This window comes from Microbacterium sp. F1-18 (assembly GCF_052921305.1).
In genome coordinates, this window is the sequence record NZ_JBREVD010000002.1 from 707,197 (window position 1) to 731,719 (window position 24,523).

23 protein-coding genes are annotated in these 24,523 nt (G+C 69.1%); 13 read left to right on the forward strand and 10 right to left on the reverse strand.

All coding sequences use genetic code 11. The annotated features are described in order from the left end of the window. Window positions 1–3: 3 nt before the first annotated feature. The gene (locus ACU6RU_RS07630) at window positions 4–1,602 is read right to left on the reverse strand and encodes an ABC-F family ATP-binding cassette domain-containing protein (RefSeq protein WP_120262915.1); all 1,599 of its coding nucleotides are present in this window, start codon (window positions 1,600–1,602) and stop codon (window positions 4–6) included. A 191-nt stretch (window positions 1,603–1,793) separates the two neighbouring features. Between ACU6RU_RS07630 and ACU6RU_RS07635 the strand changes: the two genes are divergently transcribed. The 5 genes from ACU6RU_RS07635 to ACU6RU_RS07655 are packed head-to-tail and all read left to right on the forward strand — an operon-like array spanning window position 1,794 to window position 6,710. Then, complete coding sequence (locus ACU6RU_RS07635) at window positions 1,794–2,834, forward strand: iron-siderophore ABC transporter substrate-binding protein (protein ID WP_120262916.1); 1,041 nt, start codon at window positions 1,794–1,796, stop codon at window positions 2,832–2,834. 40 nt (window positions 2,835–2,874) lie between these two features. Next, the gene (locus ACU6RU_RS07640) at window positions 2,875–3,909 is read left to right on the forward strand and encodes a FecCD family ABC transporter permease (RefSeq protein ID WP_289331482.1); all 1,035 of its coding nucleotides are present in this window, start codon (window positions 2,875–2,877) and stop codon (window positions 3,907–3,909) included. Next, window positions 3,906–4,955: a FecCD family ABC transporter permease gene (locus ACU6RU_RS07645; RefSeq protein ID WP_446726238.1), complete on the forward strand. Its 1,050-nt coding sequence runs from the start codon at window positions 3,906–3,908 to the stop codon at window positions 4,953–4,955. Before ACU6RU_RS07640 ends, ACU6RU_RS07645 begins: the two co-directional genes overlap by 4 nt. Further along, window positions 4,952–5,794, forward strand: a complete 843-nt coding sequence (locus ACU6RU_RS07650; RefSeq protein ID WP_120262918.1) for an ABC transporter ATP-binding protein — start codon at window positions 4,952–4,954, stop codon at window positions 5,792–5,794. Before ACU6RU_RS07645 ends, ACU6RU_RS07650 begins: the two co-directional genes overlap by 4 nt. Before the next feature lie 10 nt (window positions 5,795–5,804). Next, the gene (locus ACU6RU_RS07655; RefSeq protein ID WP_446726239.1) at window positions 5,805–6,710 is read left to right on the forward strand and encodes a siderophore-interacting protein; all 906 of its coding nucleotides are present in this window, start codon (window positions 5,805–5,807) and stop codon (window positions 6,708–6,710) included. 85 nt (window positions 6,711–6,795) lie between these two features. Here the strand turns inward: ACU6RU_RS07655 and ACU6RU_RS07660 are convergent, their stop codons facing one another. The 6 genes from ACU6RU_RS07660 to sufB form a co-directional block, all read right to left on the reverse strand. Beyond that, a complete protein-coding gene (locus tag ACU6RU_RS07660; protein ID WP_446726240.1) occupies window positions 6,796–7,974 on the reverse strand; it encodes a MalY/PatB family protein in 1,179 nt (392 codons plus the stop codon). A gap of 112 nt (window positions 7,975–8,086) precedes the next feature. After that, a complete protein-coding gene (locus ACU6RU_RS07665; protein WP_120262921.1) occupies window positions 8,087–8,416 on the reverse strand; it encodes a metal-sulfur cluster assembly factor in 330 nt (109 codons plus the stop codon). Between the two features lie 9 nt (window positions 8,417–8,425). Continuing rightward, on the reverse strand, window positions 8,426–9,196 hold the full coding sequence (gene sufC, locus ACU6RU_RS07670; RefSeq protein ID WP_120262922.1) for a Fe-S cluster assembly ATPase SufC: 771 nt from the start codon (window positions 9,194–9,196) through the stop codon (window positions 8,426–8,428). Window positions 9,197–9,211: 15 nt separating this feature from the next. Then, on the reverse strand, window positions 9,212–9,541 hold the full coding sequence (locus tag ACU6RU_RS07675) for a non-heme iron oxygenase ferredoxin subunit (protein ID WP_120262923.1): 330 nt from the start codon (window positions 9,539–9,541) through the stop codon (window positions 9,212–9,214). After that, window positions 9,538–10,722, reverse strand: coding sequence for a Fe-S cluster assembly protein SufD (gene sufD, locus ACU6RU_RS07680; RefSeq protein WP_120262924.1), 1,185 nt, complete (start codon window positions 10,720–10,722; stop codon window positions 9,538–9,540). The genes ACU6RU_RS07675 and sufD overlap by 4 nt, the downstream gene beginning before the upstream one ends. Before the next feature lies 1 nt (window position 10,723). Further along, a complete protein-coding gene (gene sufB / locus ACU6RU_RS07685) occupies window positions 10,724–12,142 on the reverse strand; it encodes a Fe-S cluster assembly protein SufB (protein WP_120262925.1) in 1,419 nt (472 codons plus the stop codon). Window positions 12,143–12,388: 246 nt separating this feature from the next. Between sufB and ACU6RU_RS07690 the strand changes: the two genes are divergently transcribed. Together ACU6RU_RS07690 and ACU6RU_RS07695 are read left to right on the forward strand one after the other, a co-directional pair. Further along, a complete protein-coding gene (locus ACU6RU_RS07690; protein ID WP_446726241.1) occupies window positions 12,389–13,357 on the forward strand; it encodes a COX15/CtaA family protein in 969 nt (322 codons plus the stop codon). Between the two features lie 79 nt (window positions 13,358–13,436). Beyond that, a complete protein-coding gene (locus ACU6RU_RS07695) occupies window positions 13,437–13,913 on the forward strand; it encodes a dinucleotide-utilizing enzyme (RefSeq protein WP_446726242.1) in 477 nt (158 codons plus the stop codon). Window positions 13,914–14,604: 691 nt separating this feature from the next. On the opposite strand, the gene ACU6RU_RS07700 is transcribed toward ACU6RU_RS07695, so the two are convergent. Continuing rightward, window positions 14,605–15,537: a heme o synthase gene (locus ACU6RU_RS07700; RefSeq protein WP_120262928.1), complete on the reverse strand. Its 933-nt coding sequence runs from the start codon at window positions 15,535–15,537 to the stop codon at window positions 14,605–14,607. A 223-nt stretch (window positions 15,538–15,760) separates the two neighbouring features. Here ACU6RU_RS07700 and tkt point away from each other — a divergent pair, with 223 nt between their 5' ends. From tkt to pgl, 6 genes are read left to right on the forward strand one after another with little or no spacing between them, the layout of a single operon-like run. Then, window positions 15,761–17,839 (forward strand): transketolase, encoded by a 2,079-nt coding sequence (gene tkt / locus ACU6RU_RS07705; protein WP_289331253.1) that lies wholly within the window; start codon window positions 15,761–15,763, stop codon window positions 17,837–17,839. Then, the gene (gene tal / locus ACU6RU_RS07710; protein WP_120262929.1) at window positions 17,836–18,942 is read left to right on the forward strand and encodes a transaldolase; all 1,107 of its coding nucleotides are present in this window, start codon (window positions 17,836–17,838) and stop codon (window positions 18,940–18,942) included. Before tkt ends, tal begins: the two co-directional genes overlap by 4 nt. Beyond that, window positions 18,939–20,558: a glucose-6-phosphate isomerase gene (locus ACU6RU_RS07715; RefSeq protein WP_446726243.1), complete on the forward strand. Its 1,620-nt coding sequence runs from the start codon at window positions 18,939–18,941 to the stop codon at window positions 20,556–20,558. Before tal ends, ACU6RU_RS07715 begins: the two co-directional genes overlap by 4 nt. A gap of 13 nt (window positions 20,559–20,571) precedes the next feature. Beyond that, on the forward strand, window positions 20,572–22,119 hold the full coding sequence (zwf, locus tag ACU6RU_RS07720; protein ID WP_120262931.1) for a glucose-6-phosphate dehydrogenase: 1,548 nt from the start codon (window positions 20,572–20,574) through the stop codon (window positions 22,117–22,119). After that, window positions 22,116–23,057, forward strand: coding sequence for a glucose-6-phosphate dehydrogenase assembly protein OpcA (locus ACU6RU_RS07725; protein WP_120262932.1), 942 nt, complete (start codon window positions 22,116–22,118; stop codon window positions 23,055–23,057). Before zwf ends, ACU6RU_RS07725 begins: the two co-directional genes overlap by 4 nt. A gap of 1 nt (window position 23,058) precedes the next feature. Next, a complete protein-coding gene (gene pgl / locus ACU6RU_RS07730; RefSeq protein WP_120262933.1) occupies window positions 23,059–23,832 on the forward strand; it encodes a 6-phosphogluconolactonase in 774 nt (257 codons plus the stop codon). Between the two features lie 74 nt (window positions 23,833–23,906). Here the strand turns inward: pgl and ACU6RU_RS07735 are convergent, their stop codons facing one another. Then, window positions 23,907–24,263 (reverse strand): RNA polymerase-binding protein RbpA, encoded by a 357-nt coding sequence (locus ACU6RU_RS07735; protein ID WP_120262934.1) that lies wholly within the window; start codon window positions 24,261–24,263, stop codon window positions 23,907–23,909. Continuing rightward, window positions 24,263–24,511, reverse strand: coding sequence for a preprotein translocase subunit SecG (secG, locus tag ACU6RU_RS07740; protein WP_036304945.1), 249 nt, complete (start codon window positions 24,509–24,511; stop codon window positions 24,263–24,265). Before secG ends, ACU6RU_RS07735 begins: the two co-directional genes overlap by 1 nt. Window positions 24,512–24,523 lie beyond the last annotated feature (12 nt).

Here is a 24,523-nt window from a genome sequence, read left to right on the forward strand (position 1 = left end):
CGCTCAGGCCAGGGTGATGAGCTCGAGGTAGTCGCGTCCCCAGATGTCCTCGACGCCGTCGGGCAGGATCAGCACACGCTCCGGATTCAGCGCCTCCACGGCGCCCTCATCGTGGGAGACGAGCACGACAGCGCCCTCGTAGTGCGCGAGCGCACCGAGGATCTCGTCACGCGAAGCGGGGTCGAGGTTGTTGGTCGGCTCGTCGAGGAGCAGCATGTTCGCCGATGACACGACGAGCGTCGCGAGCGACAATCGGGTCTTCTCACCGCCGGAGAGGACGCCCGCGGGCTTGAGGACGTCGTCACCGGTGAACAGGAACGAACCGAGCACCTTCCGAGCCTCGGTCTCGGTGATGTCGGGCGCGGCCGACATCATGTTCTGCAGCACCGAACGGGAGACGTCGAGGTTCTCGTGCTCCTGCGCGTAGTAGCCGATGCGCAGCCCATGACCCGGCTCGAGCATGCCGGTGTCGGGCTGGTCGACACCGGCGAGGATGCGCAGCAGCGTCGTCTTACCGGCCCCGTTCAGCCCGAGCACCACGACCTTCGACCCGCGGTCGATGGCGAGATCGACGTCGGTGAAGATCTCCAGCGAGCCGTACGACTTCGACAGCCCGGACGCCATGAGGGGCGTCTTGCCGCACGGCGCGGGCTTGGGGAACCGGAGCTTCGCGACGCGGTCTTCCTGTCGCACCTCGTCGAGACCGGAGAGGAGCTTCTCGGCTCGCGCGACCATCTGGTGCGCCGCGGCGGCCTTGCTCGCCTTCGCGCCGAAGCGGGCGGCCTGCTGCTGCAACGCCGTCGCCTTCTTCTCGGCGTTGGCGCGCTCTTTCTTGCGCCGCTCCTCGTCCGCGACCCGCTGGCGCAGGTAGTTCTTCCAGTTCATGTTGTAGACGTCGATGACCTGGCGCATCGCGTCCAGGTAGAAGACCCGGTTGACCGTCTCGCCGACGAGCTCGACATCGTGGCTGATGACGATCAGCCCGCCCTTGTATCCCTTCAGAAACTCCCGAAGCCACACGACGCTGTCGGCGTCGAGGTGGTTCGTCGGCTCGTCGAGGATCATCGTCTGGGCGTCCGAGAAGAGGATGCGGGCCAGCTCGATGCGTCGCCGCTGACCGCCGGACAGCGTCTTCAACGGCTGGTCGAGGATGCGGTCCGGCAGCGACAGGTTGTGCGCGATGGACGCCGCCTCAGCCTCGGCGGCGTATCCGCCGAGGGCCTCGAAACGCTCCATGAGGTTGCCGTAGCGGCGCATCGCTTTTGCAGCGGCCGCTTCATCGTCCGCGCCCATCTCGAGCGACGCGGTCTGCATGTCCACGGCGATGGTCCCGAGCCCGCGGGCATCGAGGATGCGGGTGCGCGCGAGCATCTCCGGGTCGCCCGATCGGGGATCCTGCGGCAGGTAGCCCAGCTCGCCCGAGCGTTCGACCTTGCCGTCGCTGGGCAGGAGGTCGCCGGCGAGCACCTTGGTGAGCGTGGTCTTGCCCGCTCCGTTACGTCCGACGAGGCCGATCTTGTCGCCATCGGAGACACGGAACGACACGTCCGCCATCAGCGTGCGCGCGCCCACGCGGATTTCGAGGTCGTGCACGGCGAGCACAGCGATCGTCCAATCGTCGGGAACAGGGAGGGCGGCCGAACGGCCAGCCTCTCATCCTACTCGCTGTCCACGGGCATCCGCCGCAGACCGCACCCCCGACCACCTTCAGCCGGGCTGCAGCGGATTGGCACGATGGACATCGCCGACGTAAAGTAAGCCTGCCCTTACTCACCTCTCCTCTGGAGGACACTGTGCCCCGCATCCGCACAGCCGCCGCAGCCATCATCGCAGCCACGCTGCTCCTCGCCGGCTGCGGTTCGACCGCGGCTCCCGATTCGGCTCCCGCCGCTTCCGGAGACGCGTCGTCCGACGCGTTCCCCGTCACCATCGACCACGCGTTCGGCCAGACCACGATCGACAGCAAGCCCACCCGTGTCGCGACCGTCTCGTGGGGAAACCAGGAGGCCGCGCTCGCCCTCGGCGTCGTCCCGGTCGGCATGCCCGCCGTCACCTGGGGAGACGATGACGGCGACGGCATCCTCCCGTGGGTGAAGGACAAGCTCGACGAGCTCGGCGGCGACACCCCGGTGCTGTTCGACGAAGCCGAGGGCATCGACTTCGAGGCCGTCGCCGATACGCGGCCCGACGTCATCCTCGCCGCCTACTCGGGCCTGACTCAGGACGACTACGAGACTCTGAGCAAGATCGCCCCCGTCGTCGCGTACCCCGACATCGCGTGGGGCACCAGCTGGCAGGAGCTCACCGTCATGAACGGCACGGCGCTCGGCCTCAAGGACGAGGCGGAGACGCTCGTCGACGACCTCACGACCCACCTGGACGAGCTGACGGGCGCATACCCCGACATCGCCGGCAAGACGACGCTGTTCAGCTCCTTCGACGCGACGGATCTCAGCCAGATCGGCTTCTACTCGACCGCCGACCCGCGACCCCTCTTCCTCGAGGACCTGGGGCTCACCCCGGCCGCGACCGTCGCGGAGCAGTCGAAGGGCACCGACCAGTTCTGGATCACCAACAGCACGGAGGAGATCGAGCGCTTCTCCGACCTCCAGGTGCTCGTGACCTACGGCGACGACGCCACGCTCGCCGCGATGCAGGCAGACCCGCTGCTCTCGCGCATCCCCGCCGTCGCATCCGGAGCCGTCGTGGTGCTCCCCGCGTCCAACGACCCGCTCGCCGCAGCGGCCAACCCCAGCCCCCTCTCGATCACCGACCCCCTGACGTCGGAGTACGTCGACATGATCGGTGCGGCCGCCGCGAAGGCGAGCTCGTGATCGCAGGCGAACTGCGTCGGATGCCGTGAGCGCTCCGACCATGACGACGGCCGCCGCCGTGAGCACGCCCCCGCGGCGCAGCTTCCGGCGGCGGCGCGTCGTCTGGCTCATCGTCCTGGCGCTCCTCGTCCTCGCGGCGAGCGTCGTCTCGGTGACCTTCGGCACGCGCGCGGTCTCATTCGACGACATCATCGCCGGACTCAGCGGAAGCGTCGAGACCACCTCCGCGGCGGCGGTCTCCAAGCGCGTTCCGCGCACCGTCCTCGCCCTCATCGTCGGGGCCGCCCTGGCGGTGTCGGGCGCCGTGATGCAGGGTGTGACGCGCAACCCCCTCGCAGATCCTCAGATCCTCGGCATCAACGGCGGCGCGTCTCTTGCGGTCGTCATCGGGCTCGCGTTCTTCGGCGTCACCAGTGCGTTCGGCTACATCTGGCTCGCCATGCTCGGCGCAGCGATCGCCGCGGTCTTCGTCTACACGATCGGCTCGCTGGGCCGAGGCGGCGCGAGCCCTCTCAAGCTCGCTCTCGCCGGGGCGGCGACCGCGGTCGCGTTCAGCTCGCTCATCAGCGCCATCCTCCTCCCGCGCATCGACGTCATGAGCGTCTTCCGGTTCTGGCAGATCGGCGGAGTCGGCGGCGCGACCGCCGAGAAGATCGTGCTCGTGCTCCCCTTCCTCGCCGTCGGCATGATCGTCTGCCTCGCGGCCAGCGCAGCGCTGAACTCCCTCGCACTCGGGGATGAGCTCGCAGCGGGCCTCGGCGAGCGCGTACGCACCGCGCGTCTGATCGCCGCGCTCGGCGCCGTCATCCTCTGCGGTGCCGCGACGGCCGTCGCCGGTCCCATCGGATTCGTGGGACTCATCGTTCCCCACATCTGCCGCCTCCTCGTCGGCCCCGACCATCGCTGGCTCCTCCCCGTCTCCGCTCTTGTGGGCGGGGGCCTGCTGATCGTCGCCGACGTCGTCGGTCGTGTCATCGCCCGCCCCCAGGAGGTCGAGGTCGGGATCGTGACCGCGCTCATCGGCGCGCCGTTCTTCATTGCGATCGTCCGCCGACAGAAGATGCGGGCCCTATGACCGCGCCCGCAGCATCCCGTTCGACGATCGACGTGGTCGTCGCCGGGCGCCGGCGTCGCGCCTGGCGCCGACGTGTCGTGCTCGGCTCCCTGCTGGCCGCCGTCATCGTCATGTACGCGGTCTCGCTCATGGTCGGGCAGACCTTCTACTCCCCCACCGAGGTGTGGGGTGTCATCACCGGCCAGACGGTTCCGGGCGCCTCGTTCACCGTCGGCGAGCTGCGCCTGCCTCGCGCCACCGTCGCGCTCCTCACGGGTCTTTGCTTCGGCATGGGCGGCGCCGTCTTCCAGACGATGCTGCGCAATCCGCTGGCCAGCCCCGACATCATCGGCGTCAACGCGGGCGCGAGCGCGGCCGCTGTCGTCGGCATCGTCTTCCTCTCGCTCAGCGAGGCGGGCATCTCGCTGCTGGCCACGGTGGCCGCCCTCGTGACGGCCCTGATGATCTACCTCCTCGCTTTCAAGGACGGAGGTGCCGGCGCGCGCTTCATCCTCATCGGCATCGGAGTGGCCGCGATCTTCAACAGCGTCGTCTCGTACGTGCTCTCGCGAGCCGCCGAGTGGGATCTCCAGGCCGCGATGCGGTGGATCACGGGCAACCTCAACGGAGCTTCGTGGGACCAGGCGATCCCCTTGGCGCTCACGATGGTCATCGTCGTGCCCGCATTGCTGTGGCTCACTCGCGATCTCGAGCTCATGCGACTCGGCGACGACACGGCCGCCGCTCTCGGGGTCGCTGTCGAACGCCGCCGCGTCCTGCTGATCGTTGCTGCTGTCGCACTCCTGGCCTTCGCCACGGCGGCCGCGGGACCGATCTCCTTCGTCGCGTTCCTCTCCGGCCCGATCGCCGCACGGATGCTGGGCCCCGTCGGGTCCCCCGTCCTCGCTGCGGGCCTCTTCGGGTCGCTCCTCGTGCTCGTCGCCGACCTCACCGCGCAGTACCTCCTCGGCATCCGGCTGCCCGTCGGAGTGGTGACCGGCGTACTGGGCGCCCCGTACCTCATCTTCCTGCTCATCCGCAGCAGCCGCTCAGGAGGCTCACTATGACCGCGGACCGCTCCCTCGAAGCACGCGGAGTCCGCCTCGGCTACGGCGACCGCGTCATCGTCGACGAGCTCGACCTCGTCGTGCCTGGCGGCCGCATCACGGCGATCGTCGGCGCCAACGCCTGCGGCAAGTCGACTCTGCTGAAGTCGATGGCACGGTTGCTCACGCCGAGGGCGGGCAGCGTGCTGCTCGATGGCAAGGACATCCATCGCTTGCCCACGAAGCGGGTGGCGCGCGATCTCGGGCTCCTGCCGCAGTCGCCGATCGCACCCGAGGGGATCACGGTCTCCGATCTCGTGAGCCGCGGCCGGACGCCGCACCACGGGCCCTTGGCGCGCTGGACCCGGGCAGACGACGAAGCCGTCGCGTCGGCACTGGACGCCACCGACACCGCTGCCATCGCCGATCGATCGGTCGACGAATTGTCGGGCGGACAGCGTCAGCGCGTGTGGATCGCGATGGCCCTGGCCCAGCAGACCGACGTGCTGCTGCTCGACGAGCCCACCACGTTCCTCGATGTGAGCCATCAGATCGACGTCCTCGACCTGCTCACCGACCTCAACCGCGACCGCGGGACGACGATCGTGATGGTCCTCCACGACCTCAACCTCGCCGCCCGGTATGCCGACCACCTCGTCGCCATGGCCGGGGGCCGCCTCTACGGCGCCGGCGACCCGGGCGACGTGTTGACGGCCGAGACCGTCCGCGCGGTGTTCGGACTCGACAGTCGCGTCATCCCCGACCCGCTCACCGGACGGCCGCTCGTGCTGCCCATCGGCCGTCACCACGTGCCCGCAGAGCTGACCACCCCTGACGTCGACGGCTCACACGCCGGCTGATTGGAACACCATGACTCGACCCGCCCTCGACTTCTTCCGCGTCTCCGTCGCGGACATCACCGACCTCACGCCGAGCTTCCGACGGTTCACCTTCCACGGCGACGACCTCGCCGACTACGGCGACCCCGGATTCGACCAGCGCGTGAAGATCCTGTTCCCCACCGACACCGCGTCCATCGACACCATGCCGACGGGCGACGATTGGTACGACGGCTGGCGCGCCCTCTCCCCCGAGGCGCGCCCCGTGATGCGGACGTACACGACACGCGCCGTCCGGCCCGCCCTGCGCGAGGTCGACATCGACATGGTCGCCCACGATGTCCTCGGTCCCGCGTCGGCGTGGATCGCCGGCGCCCGCGTCGGTGACGAGGTGCTCATCCTCGCCCCGACGACCACGCACACCGGCGTGAGCTACGGGATCGACTTCGTCCCGCCCGCCGACACCGACGCCATCCTCCTCGCCGGTGATGAGACCGCCGCGCCGGCGATCGCCGTCATCCTCGAGCAGCTGCCTCCGGAGGCGCGCGGCACCGTGGTGCTGGAGGTCCCCACCGAGGCCGACCTCGACTACCTGCCGCACCATCCCGGGTTCGAGCGCCGGATCGCCGCGCGCTGTGGTGACAGCGAACGTCACGCGCATCTGATCCCGGCGGTCGAAGACACCGCCGCGCGTCTCGCTCCCGCCGGAATCGGCGCCGAGGTCGAAGAGATCGACATCGACGCCGACATCCTCTGGGAAGTGCCGCGCACCGCCAAGGGCGGCGCCGCCCTCAAGCGCGCACCGCTCTACGCCTGGCTCGCCGGCGAGGCGTCGGCGATCAAGACTCTGCGACGCCACCTGGTCAGCACCGTGGGCGTCGACCGCCGAGCCGTTGCCTTCATGGGCTACTGGCGGCTCGGGCGCGCCGAGAACTGACGAAGCCCGGACGACGAGTCGCCAAGATTCGCGGGTGCGAGGAGCTCGGCATCCGCGTTCCTTGGCGAGTCGAGCGTGATGCGGCTCACCCGCGGGCAAGCACCGTCTGACGGGCGAACGCGCCGACGCGGCCGACGGCCTCTCGCAGGACCTCGGGCCCGCAGCCGAAGTTCAGACGCACGTGCCCGACGCCCTCCGTTCCGAAGAACGGCCCATGGTGGAGCGCGACGCGCGAGCCGTCACGGATCGCGTCGGCCGGGTCGTCGCCCCAGCCGTACGCCGACACGTCTATCCACGCGAGGAATCCCGCGTCTGGGATGCGATAGCGCGCCCGCGGGAGATGCTCGGCCAGCAGCTCACCCAGCAGCCGCCGATTGAGGTCGAGCCGAGCGAGCAGACCGTCGAGCCAAGCATCCGACTCCGGAGAGAACGCGGCGATCGTCGCCAGCGCGCCGAACAGACCGGTGCGCCATTCGACCTCCCAGGGCAGGCCGCGCACGACATCGGCGTTCGCCTCGGATGCCGTCACCATCACGGCGCACTTCAGACCGGCGAGGTTGTAGGCCTTGGACGCGCTCGTCACGGCGTACCCGACCGCGGCGGCCTCCGACGATGCCGTGAGAAATGGGGTGAACACGACGTCAGCCGCGGCGAGCGGGCCGTGGATCTCGTCGCTGATCACGACGGCGTCATACCTGCGCGCGATCGCCGCGAGCGCGCGGAGAGACTCGGGCGAATGGACCGTTCCCGTCGGATTGTGAGGGTTGCACAGCAGCACGGCCCGGGCACCGGCGGCGAGAGCCCGCTCGATACCGTCGATGTCGAGCTCCCAGGCCGACCCCGTATCGACGAGCGGCACCTCCTCGACGATGGCCCCCGCCTCGGCGACCGTGTCGAAGAACGGCGGGTAGACCGGAGGATTGACCACGACCCGATCTCCGGGGGCGACCGTGGCACGCAGGAGCTCGACGACGCCCATCATGACGTCTCCGGTCCAGCGGACGCGGTTCGGGTCGACCGTCCATCCCCACCGCCGCTGGGCGAATCCGACGAACGCCTCCGCGATGCCGGGCTGCGGGGGCGTGTAGCCGGTGTCACCGATCTCGACCGCTTCGCGAAGCGCACGCGTGATCGGCTCGGCCAGCGCGAAGTCGGTCTCGGCGACGAACATCGGGATGACGTCGTGCGGATACGATCGCCATTTCGTGCTCGACCGTCGCCGCAGCGTCTCGAGCGGGAGGGCGTCGAGGGGCTGGATGTTCATTCGGCGAGCCTAATCGCGGCGCCGGTCGGTCCGCCGGAAGGTGTCGCCGCATGACGAAAGCCCCCGTCGCCGCCGAGGGGCGGTCACGAGGGCTTTCGTCTCCGGAGTTCCGTCAGATCGCGAAACCGAGGGCGCGCATCATGTCGCGGCCGTCGTCGGTGATCCGCTCGGGGCCCCACGGCGGCATCCACACCCAGTTGATGCGAAAGCGATCCACGACGTCGTCGAGGGCCTGTGCTGTCTGCTCCTCGAGGACGTCGGTCAGCGGGCAGCCCGCCGACGTCAGCGTCATGTGGATGATGAGAGCGTCGTTCTCGTCGTCCCACGCGAGGTCGTAGATGAGACCCAGGTCGACGACGTTGATCCCCAGCTCGGGGTCCATGACGTCCTTGAGGGCCTCGGTGACCTCGTCGTACTTCTCGGGCGCGAGTGTTGCGGTCATGTAACGATCTTACGCGTCGACGGGGGCGTCGGCGTCGAGGAAGCGGTCGTAGCCCTCTTCTTCGAGTCGGTCGGCGAGCTCGGGGCCGCCTTCCTCGACGATGCGGCCCTTGACCATGACGTGGACGAACTGCGGCTGGATGTAGCGCAGGATGCGGGTGTAGTGCGTGATCAACAGCACGCCCAGGTCGGTCTCGGACTTCGCCCGATTCACGCCCTCGGAGACGATCTTGAGCGCGTCGACATCGAGACCGGAGTCGGTCTCGTCGAGCACCGCGATCTTCGGCTTGAGCAGCTCGAGCTGGAGGATCTCGTGGCGCTTCTTCTCGCCGCCCGAGAAGCCCTCGTTGACGTTGCGCTGCGCGAACTTCGGGTCCATGCGCAGGTTGGCCATCGCCTGCTTGACATCCTTCGTCCACGACCGGATCGCCGGCGCCTCTCCCGCGACGGCCGTCTTGGCGGTACGGAGGAAGTTCGTGACCGTGATGCCGGGCACCTCGACCGGGTACTGCATCGCGAGGAAGAGGCCCGCACGAGCGCGCTCGTCGACGGACATCTCGAGGACGTCCTCGCCGTCGAGCGTGATCGAGCCGCCGGTGACGGTGTACTTGGGGTGACCGGCGATCGCGTAGGCGAGCGTCGACTTGCCGGAGCCGTTGGGCCCCATGATCGCGTGGGTCTCGCCGGTGCGCACCGTGAGGGTGACACCGTTGAGGATCGGGGTGGGCCCCGCCTCGGTCTCGACCGTCACGTGCAGGTCGCGGATCTCGAGAACAGACATGTCGGGTTCCTTACTTCACTTCACATCGCGGGTCACGGCGGGATCGATGAGGATGTCGTCCCCGTCGATCGTGACCTCGTAAACGGGGACCGGCTCGTAGGCCGGGAGATTCAGCGGTGCGCCGGTGCGCAATGAGAACGCCGAGCCGTGGGCCCAGCACTCCAGCGTGTCACCTTCGACGAAACCCTCGGCGAGCGAGATGTCGCCGTGGGTGCAGGTGTCGCCGATCGCGTGCACCTCGCCGTTGCCGTCGAGCACGACGGCCATGGGGACTTTGTCGATGACGACGCGCACAGCGGTGTCCTGCTCGAGCTCGCTGAGCTTCAGGACCTTCTGCGCGGTCACGCGCCGGCTCCGGCGGCGAGCTCGGCCTCGATGGCCTCCAACAGCTCGTCGGCCAGCTCGTCGACGCCCATCTTCTGGACGATCTCGGCGAGGAAGCCGAGCACGACGAGACGACGCGCCTCAGCCTCGGGGATGCCGCGCGCCTGCAGGTAGAACAGCTGCTGGTCGTCGAATCGTCCGGTCGCGCTGGCGTGGCCGGCGCCCCGGATGTCACCGGTCTCGATCTCGAGGTTCGGGATCGAGTCGGCTCGGGCGCCGTCGGTGAGGACGAGATTGCGGTTCGCCTCGTACGAGTCGGTGCCCACGGCATCCGGGCCGATCAGGACATCGCCGATCCACACGCTGTGGGCGCTCTCGCCCTGCAGCGCGCCCTTGTAGAGCACGTCGCCGACGGTCTGCGGGCCCTTGTGATGGAGGTAGACCTGGCTCTCGAGATGCTGTCCCGCATCCGCGAACGACAGTCCGTACATGCGTCCCTCGGCGCCGGAGCCCGCGAGTTCGAGCGACGGGTTCACGCGGACCACCGCGCCGCCGAGGCTCACCACGACGTGGGTGAGCGAGGCGTCGCGGTCGACGCGCGCCTGGTGCGCCGCGGCGTGCACGGCGTCGTCATCCCAGCGCTGCAGCGAGACGACCGTCAGGGCCGAGCCGTCGCGAGCGATGATCTCGACGTTCTGCGCATGTGCGGCGGTGCCCTCGTGGCGCAGGATGACCGTTCCGCGTGCGTTCGGCATGGCCTCGATCACGACGTGGGCGTGCGCGAGTCCGCCGTTGCCCCGAAGGCTGACGACCACCGGCTCGCTCAGTTCGACGCCCGCCGGGATCCGCAGCAGCGGAGCCTCGTGCTCCTGCGACCACGCGATGGCACTCGGCAGATCCTCCGGACGGAACACCTCGCCCCGGGGCGCGTCGCCGACACGGAGCCGAGCCTGCTCGACCTCCGCCGGGGCGCTGACCTCGACGGACACGACCCCCGTCGGGCCGGGCTCGTCCACCAGAAGCGGAGCCAGTCGATCGATCGGTGTGTGCTTCCAGTTGACCTCGCGGCCCGTCGGGGTGGCGAAGTCGGCCGGGTCGTACGACGCCGGCCGCTCGGACCGCGTCTGGATCGGCACGAATGCCGCCGCAGGGTCGATGTGGCCCTTCTCGCCGGTGGCGGGGGCCTGGGTGACGCTCGTCATATCAGCCGACGCTGCCTTCCATGCCCATCTCGATGAGCTTGTTGAGTTCGAGGGCGTACTCCATCGGGAGCTCACGCGCGATCGGCTCGATGAACCCGCGCACGATCATGGCCATCGCCTCGTCCTCGGGCATGCCGCGGCTCATGAGGTAGAACAGCTGCTCCTCGGAGACCTTCGACACGGTGGCCTCGTGGCCGAGCTGGACGTCGTCGACGCGGATGTCGATCGCGGGATAGGTGTCGGATCGCGAGATGGTGTCGACGAGCAGGGCATCGCACCGCACGGTGTTCGCCGAGTGATGCGCGTTCGCATCGACCCGCACCTCGCCGCGGTAGCCGGCCCGGCCGCCGCCGCGTGCGATCGACTTCGACACGATCGACGACTGCGTGTACGGCGCCATGTGGATCATCTTGGCGCCCGCGTCCTGGTGCTGACCGGGACCGGCGAAGGCCACCGAGAGCGTCTCGCCCTTGGCGTGCTCGCCCATCAAGTAGATCGACGGGTACTTCATCGTCACCTTCGATCCGATGTTGCCGTCGACCCACTCCATCGTCGCGCCCTCGTGCGCGACCGCACGCTTGGTGACGAGGTTGTACACGTTGTTCGACCAGTTCTGGATCGTCGTGTAGCGAACGCGGGCGTTCTTCTTGACGATGATCTCGACAACCGCCGAGTGGAGCGAGTCGCTCTTGTAGATCGGCGCGGTGCATCCCTCGATGTAGTGGACGTAGCTGTCCTCGTCGGCGATGATCAGCGTCCGCTCGAACTGGCCCATGTTCTCGGTGTTGATCCGGAAGTAGGCCTGCAGCGGGATCTCGACGTGGACGCCCTTGGGGACGTAGACGAACGACCCGCCCGACCAGACGGCCGTGTTCAGCGCGGCGAACTTGTTGTCGCCGGCCGGGATGACGGTGCCGAAGTACTCCTCGAAGAACTCCGGGTGCTCACGGAGCGCTGTGTCGGTGTCCATGAAGATGACGCCCTGCGCCTCGAGGTCTTCGCGGATCTGGTGATACACGACCTCGGACTCGTACTGCGCCGCGACACCGGCGACGAGGCGCTGCCGCTCGGCCTCGGGGATGCCGAGCTTCTCGTACGTCTCGCGGATCTCAGCCGGGAGGTCTTCCCATGACTGCGCCTGCTTCTCCGTCGAGCGCACGAAGTACTTGATGTTGTCGAAGTCGATGTCGCTGAGGTCGGCGCCCCATGTCGGCATCGGCTTGCGGCCGAACAGCTGATAACCCTTCAGACGGGTCTTCAGCATCCACTCCGGCTCGTTCTTGAGAGCCGAGATCCCGCGGACGACGTCCTCGTTGATGCCGCGTTGCGCGACAGCGCCTGCGGCATCCGTGTCGTGCCAGCCGAACTCGTACACCCCCAGGCCTTCGAGTTCCGGTCGGTCGATCAGCACATCCGACATGACTTTCCTCCTCTTCGCACCGCAACGGTGTCATCCGTCCCGGCATTCCCGACTCCGACGGGAGTCACGTGGACGGGGATGCCGATTCGCGGGCCTGATGGACGCGGATGCCGCGCCTAGACTGTGAGGGACGACGTGCACACGCGCCGCCATCCCGAACACACCCGATTCTACAGGCAACGCCCCCACCCGCGGGCCTGCCCGGAACGTACGAGGCGCGAATCGAGCGCCTCGCGGAGGACTCCGATGACACAGGTCCGAACCCGCCCCGGACTCGTCGCGACGATCATGCCGACCGCCATCACGCGCTGGACGCGCGTCATGGGGTGGCTACTCGTCATCACGAACATCGGGATCGTCGGCACCGGCGGCCTCGTTCGCCTGACCGGGTCGGGCATGGGATGCGAGACCTGGCCCTACTGCACTGAGGGCTCGCTCACCCCGACCCCTGAGATGGGCATCCACGGCGTCATCGAATTCGGCAACCGCACCCTCACCGGCGTGCTGGTCGTCGTCGCATTGCTGGCGTTCCTCTCGGTGATCCGACTGCGTGCGACACGACGCGAACTCCCCGTGCTGAGCTTCCTCGTCGGACTCGGGATCATCGTGCAGGCCGTCGTCGGGGGCATCACGGTGTGGCTGCACCTGCACCCCAGCATCGTGGGTCTGCACTACCTCATCTCGGCCGCCCTGGTCGCGCTCGCCACCGCGTTCCTCGTGCGCCTCTACGCCACCCCCGGACCGCGGGTGCGCATCGTTCCCCGCGCGTACGCCATCGCCACGCACGCCACGACGCTCGCCGTCACGGTGACGGTCGTCGTCGGCATCCTCCTCACCGGGGCAGGCCCGCACGCCGGCGACGACGCCGCGGCGCGCAACGGCCTCGACCCGATCTTCTGGCAGCACGTGCACAGCTGGCCGGCCTACGTCACGCTCGTGCTGACGCTCGTGCTGGTCTCGGGGGCCATCCGCCTCCCCCGCACGACCGGTCTGCAGCGCTGGACCGGTCTGCTGCTCGGCGTCGAGCTGCTGCAGATCGCGGTCGGGCTCTGGCAGGCGCGCACGGGGCTGCCGATCGTGCTCGTCAACATCCACATGGTGCTCGCGGTCGCGCTCGTGTCTGCGATGGTCGCCGTCGTGATGTCGCTGAAAGCTCCGCTGTCGAGCGCCACGCCCGCCGCCGAACGAGAGGTCGCGCGCACAGAAGCCTCATAGGCTTCGTATGGGGCACGCAGAGGTCGACCCCGCAGAGTGTTCGAGGCCGCCGACAGCGGTCGCGACACGAAGGAGCACCATGACCGTTCACCCCCGCCTCGTCCGCAGCATCCCGTTCTGGATTCTCGTCGCCGGATCGGTTGCCGCGATCGGCGGTGGCGCCTACATCCTGGTCGAGAAGCTCAGCAACATGGAGGCGACCATCCTCGACAACACCGCCACGGGAGTCGACGTGTACGTCGGCCAGATCTGGGGCGTGTTCGGCGGCATCCTCGTCGGTGCCGGCGTCGTCGGGCTGGCCCTCGCCCTCGCCGCCGCGGCTGTGAGCTCGGCGATCCCGACCTCCGCGCGCGGCGCCGGCAAGCGCGACCGCGGCGCTTCCGCCCCGGACGCCACGACTCCCGTCGCGTCGGAGCCCGTCGTCTCGGAGCCCGTCGCCTCGGAGCCCGTCGCCTCGACCGAGACGACCGCGGTGCCCGCCGCTGGCATCTCGGCACACGACACGGCCGCGACCTCGACCCTCGAGTCGCCGTCCGATGACGCGCAGCAGCGCTGACCAGCGCCGCTGACATCCAGAACGGCCGTCCTTCGCGCCGCCCGGGCCCCCGGGTGCGGAGGGCGGCCGTTCTGCTCGTGCGCCCGTAGCCCGAGCCCTCCGTCGCGCCTCGTCACCCCGAAGCGGCATCACCCGCCACGTGGGCCGGCCGATCCCGCGGTTCATGTGTCACCGAGCGCCCCCACTCGGCCCGCGAAGCGACCCCACCTGCCAACCGAGCCCAACCCCGCGAGCTCACCTGGCAGCACACGCCCCCACCCACCCCGCGAAGCGGCGCCACCTACCAACCGAGCCCAAACCCGGCGAGCTCACCCGGCAGCACACGCCCCAACCCACCCCGCGAAGCGGCGCCACCTACCAACCGAGCCCAAACCCGGCGAGCTCACCCGGCAGCACACGCCCCAACCCACCCCGCGAAGCGGCGCCAACCGCCAACCGAGCCCAAACCCGGCGAGCTCACCCGGCAGCACACGCCCCCACCCACCCCGCGAAGCGGCGCCAACCGCCAACCGAGCCCAAACCCGCGAGCTCACCCGGCAGCACACGCCCCCACCCACCCCGCGAAGCGGCGCCAACCGCCAACCGAGCCCAACCCCGCGAGCTCACCCGGCAGCACACGCCCCCACAGGGCCGCGGAGCGGGCAGCAGCTGCCAGGTGAAGAGCGAAGCCAGCGCGCAGCCTGGCGCGGCGTCAGAAGGGCAGCAGCGGGTCGACCGCGATGGCCACGAAGACGAGCGTCAAATACGTGATCGACGCATGGAAGACGCGCATCGGACGAGCCTGCTCGCCGCGGACCGCACGGTTGTACAGGCGGTGCGACTCGTAGAGGAACCAGCCGCCGAAGACGATCGCCGACACGCTGTACACGAGTCCCATGGGCGCGACCGGGATGAGCAGCAACGAGCACACCACTGTCGCCCACGCGTAGAGGATGACCTGGAGTCCGACCTGCGAGCCGTTGCGTGTGGCGCCCAGCATGGGCACGTCGACCTCGTCGTAGTCGTTCTTGTACTTCATCGACAGCGGCCAGTAGTGCGGCGGTGTCCAGAGGAACACCAGCACGAACAGGATGAGCGCCGCCCACGAGAGCGAGCCGGTCACGGCGGACCAGCCGATGACGACCGGGAAGCACCCCGCGATGCCGCCCCAGACGATGTTCTGCTCGGTACGACGCTTGAGGATCATCGTGTAGATCACGACGTAGAAGAAGATGGCGAAGACGCTGAGGGATGCCGCGACCCAGTTGGTCGTCGCGGCGAGCCAGACGGTGGATGCCACGGCGAGCGTCCACGCGAAGACGAGTGCCCCGCGGGCCGAGACCTCGCCGGTCACGATCGGACGGTTCTCGGTGCGCTTCATGTGCGCGTCGATGTCGCGGTCGAGGTACATGTTGAACGCGGCGGCGGATCCGGCGCTCATCGCTCCCCCGACCACCGTCGCCAGCACGAGCCACAGGTTCGGCAGGCCGCCGGCGGCGAGGATCATCACCGGCACGGTCGTCACCAGGAGGAGCTCGAGCACGCGCGGCTTGGTGAGGGCGACGTAGGCGCGCACCGTGGCACCGAAGGACGTTCCGCGAGAAGTGTCGACAGAGGCCGAACGCGCAGTCGTCGTGATGTCCATCGCTCCCCGCATCTCACCGCTGTGAACCTGTCCAGTCTAGGGCATCCGCCGACGGTGGCCTCCGCGGAGCCGCCCCTAGCACGACCGTCACAAGACGACGTCCGTGCCCCCGCCGCCTGACGTCATCGCTATGCTGAACACATACGCGCGCCGGCGCCGAAACCCTCCCTTCCTGACTGCGGAGCGGCATGCGCAGGCGCTGCCTCTCGAGAAAGGCGACCGAGTGTCGGAACTTCGTTGGGACGAGATCGATCGGCGCGCGGTGGACACCGCCCGCGTCCTGGCCGCGGATGCGGTGGAGAAGGTGGGCAACGGCCACCCGGGTACGGCCATGAGCCTGGCCCCTGCCGCCTACCTCCTCTATCAGCGCGTGCTGCGCCACGATCCGGCGGACACCGACTGGCTCGGACGTGACCGCTTCATCCTGTCGGCCGGGCACTCCTCGCTCACGCAGTACGTGCAGCTCTATCTGGGCGGCTTCGGACTCGAGCTCGACGACCTCAAGGCGTTGCGCACGTGGGGGTCGCTGACTCCCGGACACCCCGAGTACGGCCACACCAAGGGCGTCGAGATCACGACCGGCCCCCTCGGTCAGGGCCTGGCGACGTCCGTCGGCTTCGCCTACGCGGCGCGTTACGAGCGCGGACTGTTCGACCCCGAGGCGCCGGCGGGCACCTCGCCGTTCGATCACTTCATCTATGTGATCGCGAGCGACGGCGACATGCAGGAGGGCATCACGGCTGAAGCCGGATCGCTCGCCGGACACCAGCAGCTCGGCAACCTGATCGCGATCTACGACGCGAACCAGATCTCGATCGAGGATGACACGAACGTCGCCTTCACCGAGGATGTCGCCGCACGCTACGAGGCGTACGGCTGGCACGTGCAGACGGTCGACTGGAAGAGCACGGGCGAGTACGTCGAAGACGTCGCCGCGCTCTACGCCGCGATCGAGGCCGCGAAGGGCGAGACCGACAAGCCGTCCCTCATCGTGCTCAAGACGATCATCGGATGGCCGGCTCCCGGCAAGCAGAACACCGGCAAGATCCACGGGTCGGCGCTCGGCGCCGACGAGCTCGCCGCTACCAAGAAGGTGCTCGGCTTCGACCCCGAGAAGAGCTTCGAGGTCGCCGACGACGTCATCGAGCACACGCGCGCCCTCGCCGAGCGCGCCGCAGCGGAGCGTGCCGAATGGCAGAAGTCGTTCGACGCGTGGGCCGACGCCAACCCCGAGCGTAAGGCGCTGCTCGACCGGCTCGAGTCCGGCGAGCTGCCGGCCGACGTCTCGGTCCCGGCGTTCGAGGCGGGCAAGGCCGTCTCGACCCGCGCCGCGAGCGGACAGGTCATCAACGCCCTCGCCGACCAGCTCCCCGAGCTGTGGGGCGGCTCGGCCGACCTCGCCGAGTCGAACCTGACGACGATCAAGTCGGGCAAGAGCTTCATCCCCACCGAGTGGTCGACGCACGAGTGGTCGGGCGACCCCTACGGCCGCGTCCTGCACTTCGGCATCCGCGAGCACGCGATGGGTGCGATCGTCAACGGCATCGTCCTGCACGGCAAGACGCGCGCCTTCGGCGGAACCTTCCTCATCTTCAGCGACTACATGCGCCCCGCGGTGCGTCTGGCCGCTTTGATGAACATCCCCTCGATCTACGTGTGGACGCACGACTCCATCGCCCTCGGCGAGGACGGGCCCACGCACCAGCCGATCGAGCAGATCTCGTCGCTGCGCCTGATCCCGAACTTCACCGTCGTCCGTCCGGCCGACGCGAATGAGACGGCCGCGGCGTGGCACGAGCTGCTCCGTCGTCAGGGCGGCCCCGCTGGCATCGCGCTCACGCGTCAGAACATCCCGGTCTTCCCCCGCGGTGAAGACGGCTTCGCGACCACCGACGGCGTCGCGAAGGGCGCCTACGTGCTCATCGACGCCGAGGGCGGTCAGCCCGACGTGATCATCGTCGCGACCGGGTCCGAGGTCCAGCTGGCGGTCGAGGCACGCGAGGCGCTCGCGGCCGACGGCATCCAGGCGCGCGTCGTCTCGGCGCCGTCGCTGGAGTGGTTCGCGGAGCAGGACGAGGCGTACCGCGAGTCGGTGCTCCCCGCCGCCGTTCGGGCCCGCGTGTCCGTCGAGGCCGGCGCCACCCCGCTGTGGCGCTCGATCGTCGGCGACACCGGCCGTTCGGTCGGCATCGACCACTTCGGCGCGTCGGCCGACTACCAGACCCTGTTCGAGAAGTTCGGCATCACCACCGAGGCCGTCGTCGCGGCCGCCCGCGCAACTGTTGAGGAGAACAACGCATGAGCACGCCCACCCAGGATCTCTCCGACGCCGGCGTCAGCATCTGGCTCGACGACCTGTCGCGTCAGCGCATCACGACCGGCAACCTGCAGGAGCTCATCGACACCCGCAATGTCGTCGGGGTGACGACGAACCCCTCGATCTTCCAGGCCGCCATCAGCGCGGGCGTCGGATACGAGGAGGCCATCGAGGCGCAGGCGAAGGCCGGAGCATCGACCGATGACACGATCTTCGAGCTGACCACGACGGACGTCCGCGACGCGTCCGACATCTTCCGCCCGATCTTCGACAAGACCGGCGGCGTCGACGGCCGGGTGTCGATCGAGGTCTCCCCCGACCTCGCGCACGACACCGACGCGACGATCGCCGAGGCGAAGAAGCTCGCGGCCGCGGTCGACCGGCCCAACGTTCTCATCAAGATCCCCGCGACCAAGGCCGGGCTCCCCGCGATCACCGAGGTCATCGCAGCAGGGATCAGCGTCAACGTCACGCTGATCTTCTCGCTCGAGCGCTACAGCGAGGTCATCGACGCCTACCTCGTCGGTCTCGAGCGCGCCCGCACCGCGGGCATCGACCTGGGCGGCATCCACTCGGTCGCGTCGTTCTTCGTGTCGCGCGTCGACACGGAGGTCGATAAGCGCCTGACGGCGATCGGATCGGATGCCGCGAACGAGCTGAAGTCGCTCGCCGGTGTCGCCAACGCGCGCCTCGCCTACGAGCTGTTCGAGAAGAAGTTCGCCGAGCAGCGCGCCCAGGACCTCGTCGCGGCCGGTGCGAACCTGCAGCGTCCGCTGTGGGCCTCCACCGGCGTGAAGGACCCGGCCCTGCCGGACACCCTCTACGTCACCGAGCTCGTCGCTCCCGGCACCGTGAACACGATGCCCGAGAAGACCCTCGAGGCGACCTTCGACCACGGCGTGATCTCGGGCGACACCGTCACCGGAGCGTACGAGGCCGCACACAAGGTCTTCGACGACCTCGCGGCAGTGGGCGTCGACCTCGATGACGTCACCCAGCTGCTGGAGGATGAGGGTGTCGACAAGTTCATCGCGTCGTGGCACGACCTGCAGGGCACGGTGACCGCGGCTCTGGAGAGCGCCCGTTGAGCTTCGAGATCCACGTCTCGGGGCACGTCTCCGAGGTCGTCGAGCAGACGCTGCCCCGACTCGTGAGCGATCTGGTGGCGAGCGGCATCACCGCGGGTGACGCCGACCTGTGGGGGCCGGATGCCGCGGACGAGGCGTCCCGCCGACTCGGCTGGGTGCAGGCCGTCACCGTGTCGCGCCCGCTCGTCGCGGAGATCGAGGCGCTGCGCGCCGAGCTCGTCGACCGAGGCATCACCCGGGTCGTGCTGGCCGGGATGGGCGGTTCGTCGCTCGCTCCCGAGGTCATCGCACGCACCCACGGTGTGCCGCTGACGATCCTCGATTCCACCGCGCCCGGGCAGGTCCTGGCGGCTATCGACGGCGACGCCGAGACGGGCGGTCTCGCCGAGACCGTCCTCGTCGTGTCGTCGAAGTCGGGGTCGACCGTCGAGACCGACTCGGCCCGGCGCGCGTTCGCCGCGGCCTGGAGCGACCTCGGCATCGACCCGGCCGACCGCATCGTCGTCGTCACCGACCCCGATTCGCCGCTCGAGGCCGAGGCCCGCGAAGCGGGGCACCGGGTCTTCACCGCCGATCCGACCGTCGGGGGCCGGTACTCCGCCCTGACCGCGTTCGGGCTGGTGCCGGCTGGTCTCGCGGGAGCCGACATCGGGCAGCTGCTCGATGAGGCCGACGCGACGCTGCTCGAGGTGGCCGTCGACGATCCGCGCAACCCCGCGCTCGTGCTCGCTGCGGCGATCGCGGGCGGAGAGCCGCGCCGCGACAAGCTCGCCCTCATCAGCGACGGCACCCACATCGTGGGTCTCCCCGACTGGATCGAGCAGCTGGTCGCCGAGTCGACGGGAAAGGCCGGCACCGGCATCCTGCCCGTCGTCGCGACGCCGCTCTCCCCCGAGCTCGATCTGCTGCCCGACGACCTGCAGGTCGTCAGGCTCGTCGGCGACGCCGTCCATTTCCAGATCCTCGAGCAGCATCCCGGCGAGGTGCTCGTCAGCGGGTCGCTCGGAGCGCAGTTCCTCGTGTGGGAGTACGCGACCGCGATCGCCGGGCGTCTGCTCGGGATCAACCCGTTCGACCAGCCCGATGTCGAGGCGGCCAAGACTGCGGCGCGAGGTCTGCTCGATGCACAGCCTGCTCCCACCGCACCGCTGTTCGTCGAGAACGGTGTCGAGGTCCGGGTCTCCGACCCGTCGCTCGCGGCAGACCGCACGCTGGCGGGCGTCCTCGAGCACCTGTGGCAGAGCGTCCCGTCCGACGGGTACGTCGCCGTGCAGGCGTACGTCGATCGCACCTCGGTGCCGCAGCTGGCCGGTGTGCGCGAGCTGATCGCGGCGGACTCCGGCCGCCCGACCACGTTCGGCTGGGGACCACGATTCCTGCACTCCACTGGTCAATATCACAAGGGCGGCCCCGCGAACGGCGTCTTCCTCCAGATCACCGAGCGAACCGATGTCGACCTCGAGATTCCCGGTCGGCCGTTCACGTTCGGCCGACTGATCGAAGCGCAGGCCTCCGGCGACGCCGCAGTCCTCGCCGAGCGCGGCCGTCCGGTCGTCACGCTCACCCTGACGGACCCCGCAACCGAGGTCCTCACCCTTTTCGAAGCCGCCCAGTAGGAAGACCCCTCCCATGACCGTGGAGATCTCGCGCGCCCACAACCCTCTGCGCGATCCCGACGACCGTCGTATGAACCGCATCGCGGGGCCGAGCGCCCTGGTGATCTTCGGTGTCACCGGCGACCTGTCGCGCAAGAAGCTCATGCCCGCCGTGTACGACCTCGCCAACCGCGGATTGCTGCCCCCGGGGTTCGCCCTCGTCGGGTTCGCCCGACGCGACTGGGAGGACCAGGACTTCGCCGAGGTCGTGCACTCCGCGGTGAAGCAGTACGCCCGCACGCCGTTCCGGGAGGAGACGTGGAAGCAGCTCCTTCAGGGCATCCGCTTCGTCTCGGGCGAGTTCGGCGACGCCGACGCGTTCAGCCGGTTGCGCGAGACCGTCGAGAAGCTCGACGTGGATCGCGGGACGATGGGCAACCACGCGTTCTACCTGTCGATCCCGCCGAAGGACTTCCCCATCGTCGCGAAGCAGCTGAAGGACTCGGGCCTGGTCGACGAGCACGCCGACGCCGACACCTGGCGGCGCGTGGTCATCGAGAAGCCGTTCGGCAGCGACCTGAAGACGGCACGCGAGCTGAACGCCGCGCTCGAAGTGGCCTTCCCGGCTGATTCGATCTTCCGCATCGACCACTACCTCGGCAAAGAGACGGTGCAGAACATCCTCGCCCTTCGCTTCGCGAACGAGATGTTCGAGCCGATCTGGAACGCGAACTACGTCGACCACGTGCAGATCACGATGGCCGAGGACATCGGCGTCGGCGGGCGTGCCGGTTACTACGACGGCATCGGTGCAGCGCGCGACGTCATCCAGAACCACCTGCTGCAGCTCCTCGCGCTGACGGCGATGGAGGAGCCCATCTCCATGGAGGCCAACCACCTTCGTGCCGAGAAGGAGAAGGTCCTGGCGGCCGTCCAGCTGCCCGACGATCTGTCGACGGCGACCGCTCGCGGTCAGTACGCCGGCGGTTGGCAGGGCGGCGAAGAGGTGACCGGCTTCCTCGCCGAAGACGGCATGAACCCGGAGTCCACGACCGAGACGTACGCGGCCATCAAGGTCGACATCGCCACACGGCGGTGGGCGGGCGTGCCGTTCTACCTGCGGACGGGCAAGCGTCTCGGCCGGCGCGTCACCGAGATCGCCGTCGTGTTCAAGCGTGCGCCGCAGCATCTGTTCCTGCGCAACCAGACGACCGAGCTCGGGCAGAACGCCCTCGTCATCCGGGTTCAGCCGGATGAGGGCGTCACGATCCGTTTCGGGTCGAAGGTCCCGGGCGCCGCCACGGAGGTTCGCGACGTCACGATGGACTTCGGCTACGGCCACGCGTTCACCGAGTCGAGCCCCGAGGCGTACGAACGCCTGATCCTGGATGTCCTCCTCGGAGACCCGCCGCTGTTCCCGCGCCACGAAGAGGTCGAGCTGTCGTGGCGGATCCTCGACCCCGTGGAGGAGTTCTGGGCGAAGCAGGGCGGCCCGCTCGAACAGTACGCCCCGGGCTCCTGGGGTCCCACTTCCGCAGATGAGCTGCTGGCCCGCGACGGCCGCGTCTGGAGGCGTCCATGATCGTCGATCTGCCCGACACGACCGTGTCGAAGATCGCCCGCGAACTCGTCAACGTGCGAGAGGAGGGCGGCGCGGTCGCCCTCGGCCGCGTGCTCACACTGGTCATCGCGACCTCGCACGGACTCGAAGAAGACGCGATCGAGGCCGCGAACGACGCGTCCCGCGAGCATCCCATGCGCGTGATCGTGCTGATCACCAACCCAGATGGCGAGTCGAAGCTCGACGCGCAGATCCGGGTGGGCGGCGACGCCGGCGCGAGCGAGGTCATCGTCCTGCGCGCCAGCGGCGGAGCAGCAAGCAACGACGAGGCCCTCATCACGGGCCTGCTGCTCCCTGATGCCCCCGTCGTGGCATGGTGGCCCGATCACCCGCCGGCAGACCCGTCGCAGTCCCCCATCGGCCGCATCGCGCAGCGCCGCATCACGGATGCTGCCACCCTTCCCTACGACAGCGGACGACTCGCCGCTCTCGGTGCAGGCTACGCGCCCGGCGACACCGATCTCGCCTGGACCCGTCTGACGCACTGGCGCGAGCAGCTCGCCGCCGTGCTGGATCAGCCGCCCTACGACGCCGTGACCGAGGTCGAGGTCATCGGAAGCGGCAGCTCCCCGTCGACGGGCCTGCTCGCCGCGTGGCTGTGCCTGATGCTCGATGTTCCGGTGAACTGGCAATATGCCCCTCGCGAGGAATGGGAGCACGGCATCCGCAGCGTGCGCCTGAAGCGCCCGAGCGGCGACGTCCTGCTCGAGCGGACGTCGACGGTCGACGCCACCCTGACCCAGCCCGGCCAGCCGTCGCACGACCTCGTCCTCCCCCGCCGCACGCTCCGCGAGTGCCTCGCCGAAGAGCTACGGCGTCTCGGACCCGATGTCCTGTACGGCCGTGTCATCACCGACGGCTGGGCGCAGCTGCACCGCTCACCGGCAGGAGACGCCTGAGATGCCCACCGCCGAGAAACGCGTCGTCATCAGCCCCGACGTCGACACCCTCACGGGCTCCATCGCATCGCGCTTTCTCGATCGCGTGGCGAAGTGGGGTGCGGACGGGAGAACCGTCAACGTCGGACTCGCCGGCGGCGGGATCATCGGCGATGTGCTCGAACGGCTGGGGGCCCACACCGATCGCGACAGCGTCGATTGGTCACGCGTCCACTTCTGGTGGGTCGACGAACGTTTCGTGCCGCGCGAGAGCGATGACCGGAACGAGGCGATCGCTCGCCGGGCATTCCTCGACACGATCGCCGTCCCCGCGGAGAACGTGCATCCGATTGCCGCGTCCGACGAGGTGCCGGATGCCGAAGCTGCCGCGACCGCCTACGCGGCGGAACTCGCCGCTGCGGGAGCGGACGACGTCGCCTGGCCCGTCTTCGACATCTGCTTCCTCGGCGTCGGTCCCGACGGTCACATCGCGTCGCTGTTCCCCGACCGCGGCGAGATCCGGATCACCGACAGCGCGGTCGCAGCCGTCCACGAGTCGCCGAAGCCGCCGTCTGACCGCGTGACCCTGACTCGTCCCGTGATCAACGCGTCCAAGCGCGTCTGGATGGTGCTGGCCGGGCCCGACAAGTCGGCGGCACTGGGCCTCGCCCTCGCCGGTGCGAGCTATCACAGTGTCCCTGCGGCCGGGGCGAAGGGCACCCGCCGGACGATCCTGTTCACCGACGAGGCGACGGCGTCGCAGGTGCCGCCGGAACTCATCGACGACCAGTACTGACACCGTCGACGACACGAACGAAGAGAGCGGATGCCGTGGCATCCGCTCTCTTCGTTCGTCGCGACGGTGTCGCGTCAGTTGAGTCCGCGACGCTCGCGAAGCTGCTGCAGCGCCTCGTCGAGGAGCTGCTCGGCTTCCTCGTCGGTGCGCCGCTCCTTCACGTAGGCGAGGTGGGTCTTGTAGGGCTCGGTCTTGGCGACAGCGGGCGGATTCGCCTTGTCGCGGCCGGCCGGCAGCCCCGAATGGGGCGAGTCGATCGTTTCGGGGATCTCGTCGTCGGCGATGCCGGCGGCGAAGTAGCGCACGGTCTCGTTGCCGAGGGCGTCCCAGTACGAGATCGCCACGCGGTCAGCGTGGTGACCGTGGTCCTGCTCGCCCATGGGGCCGGCGCCGACACGGGTGCCGCGGATCGCGTTGCCTCCGGTGGCCATCAGAGCACCGTGAACTTCGTGATGAGCCCGAGGGCGACGATCGAGAGGAACCAGGCCAGGGCGAGGACGATCGTGAACCGGTTGAGGTTGCGCTCGGCGAGGCCCGATGAGCCCATCGCGGAACTCATCCCGCCGCCGAACATGTCGGACAGGCCGCCGCCACGCCCCTTGTGGAGCAGGATCAGCAACGTCAGGAGCAGGCTGGTGATGCCCAGAAGCACCTGCAGCACGAACTCGAGGATCTGCACGGTGGTCGTCAC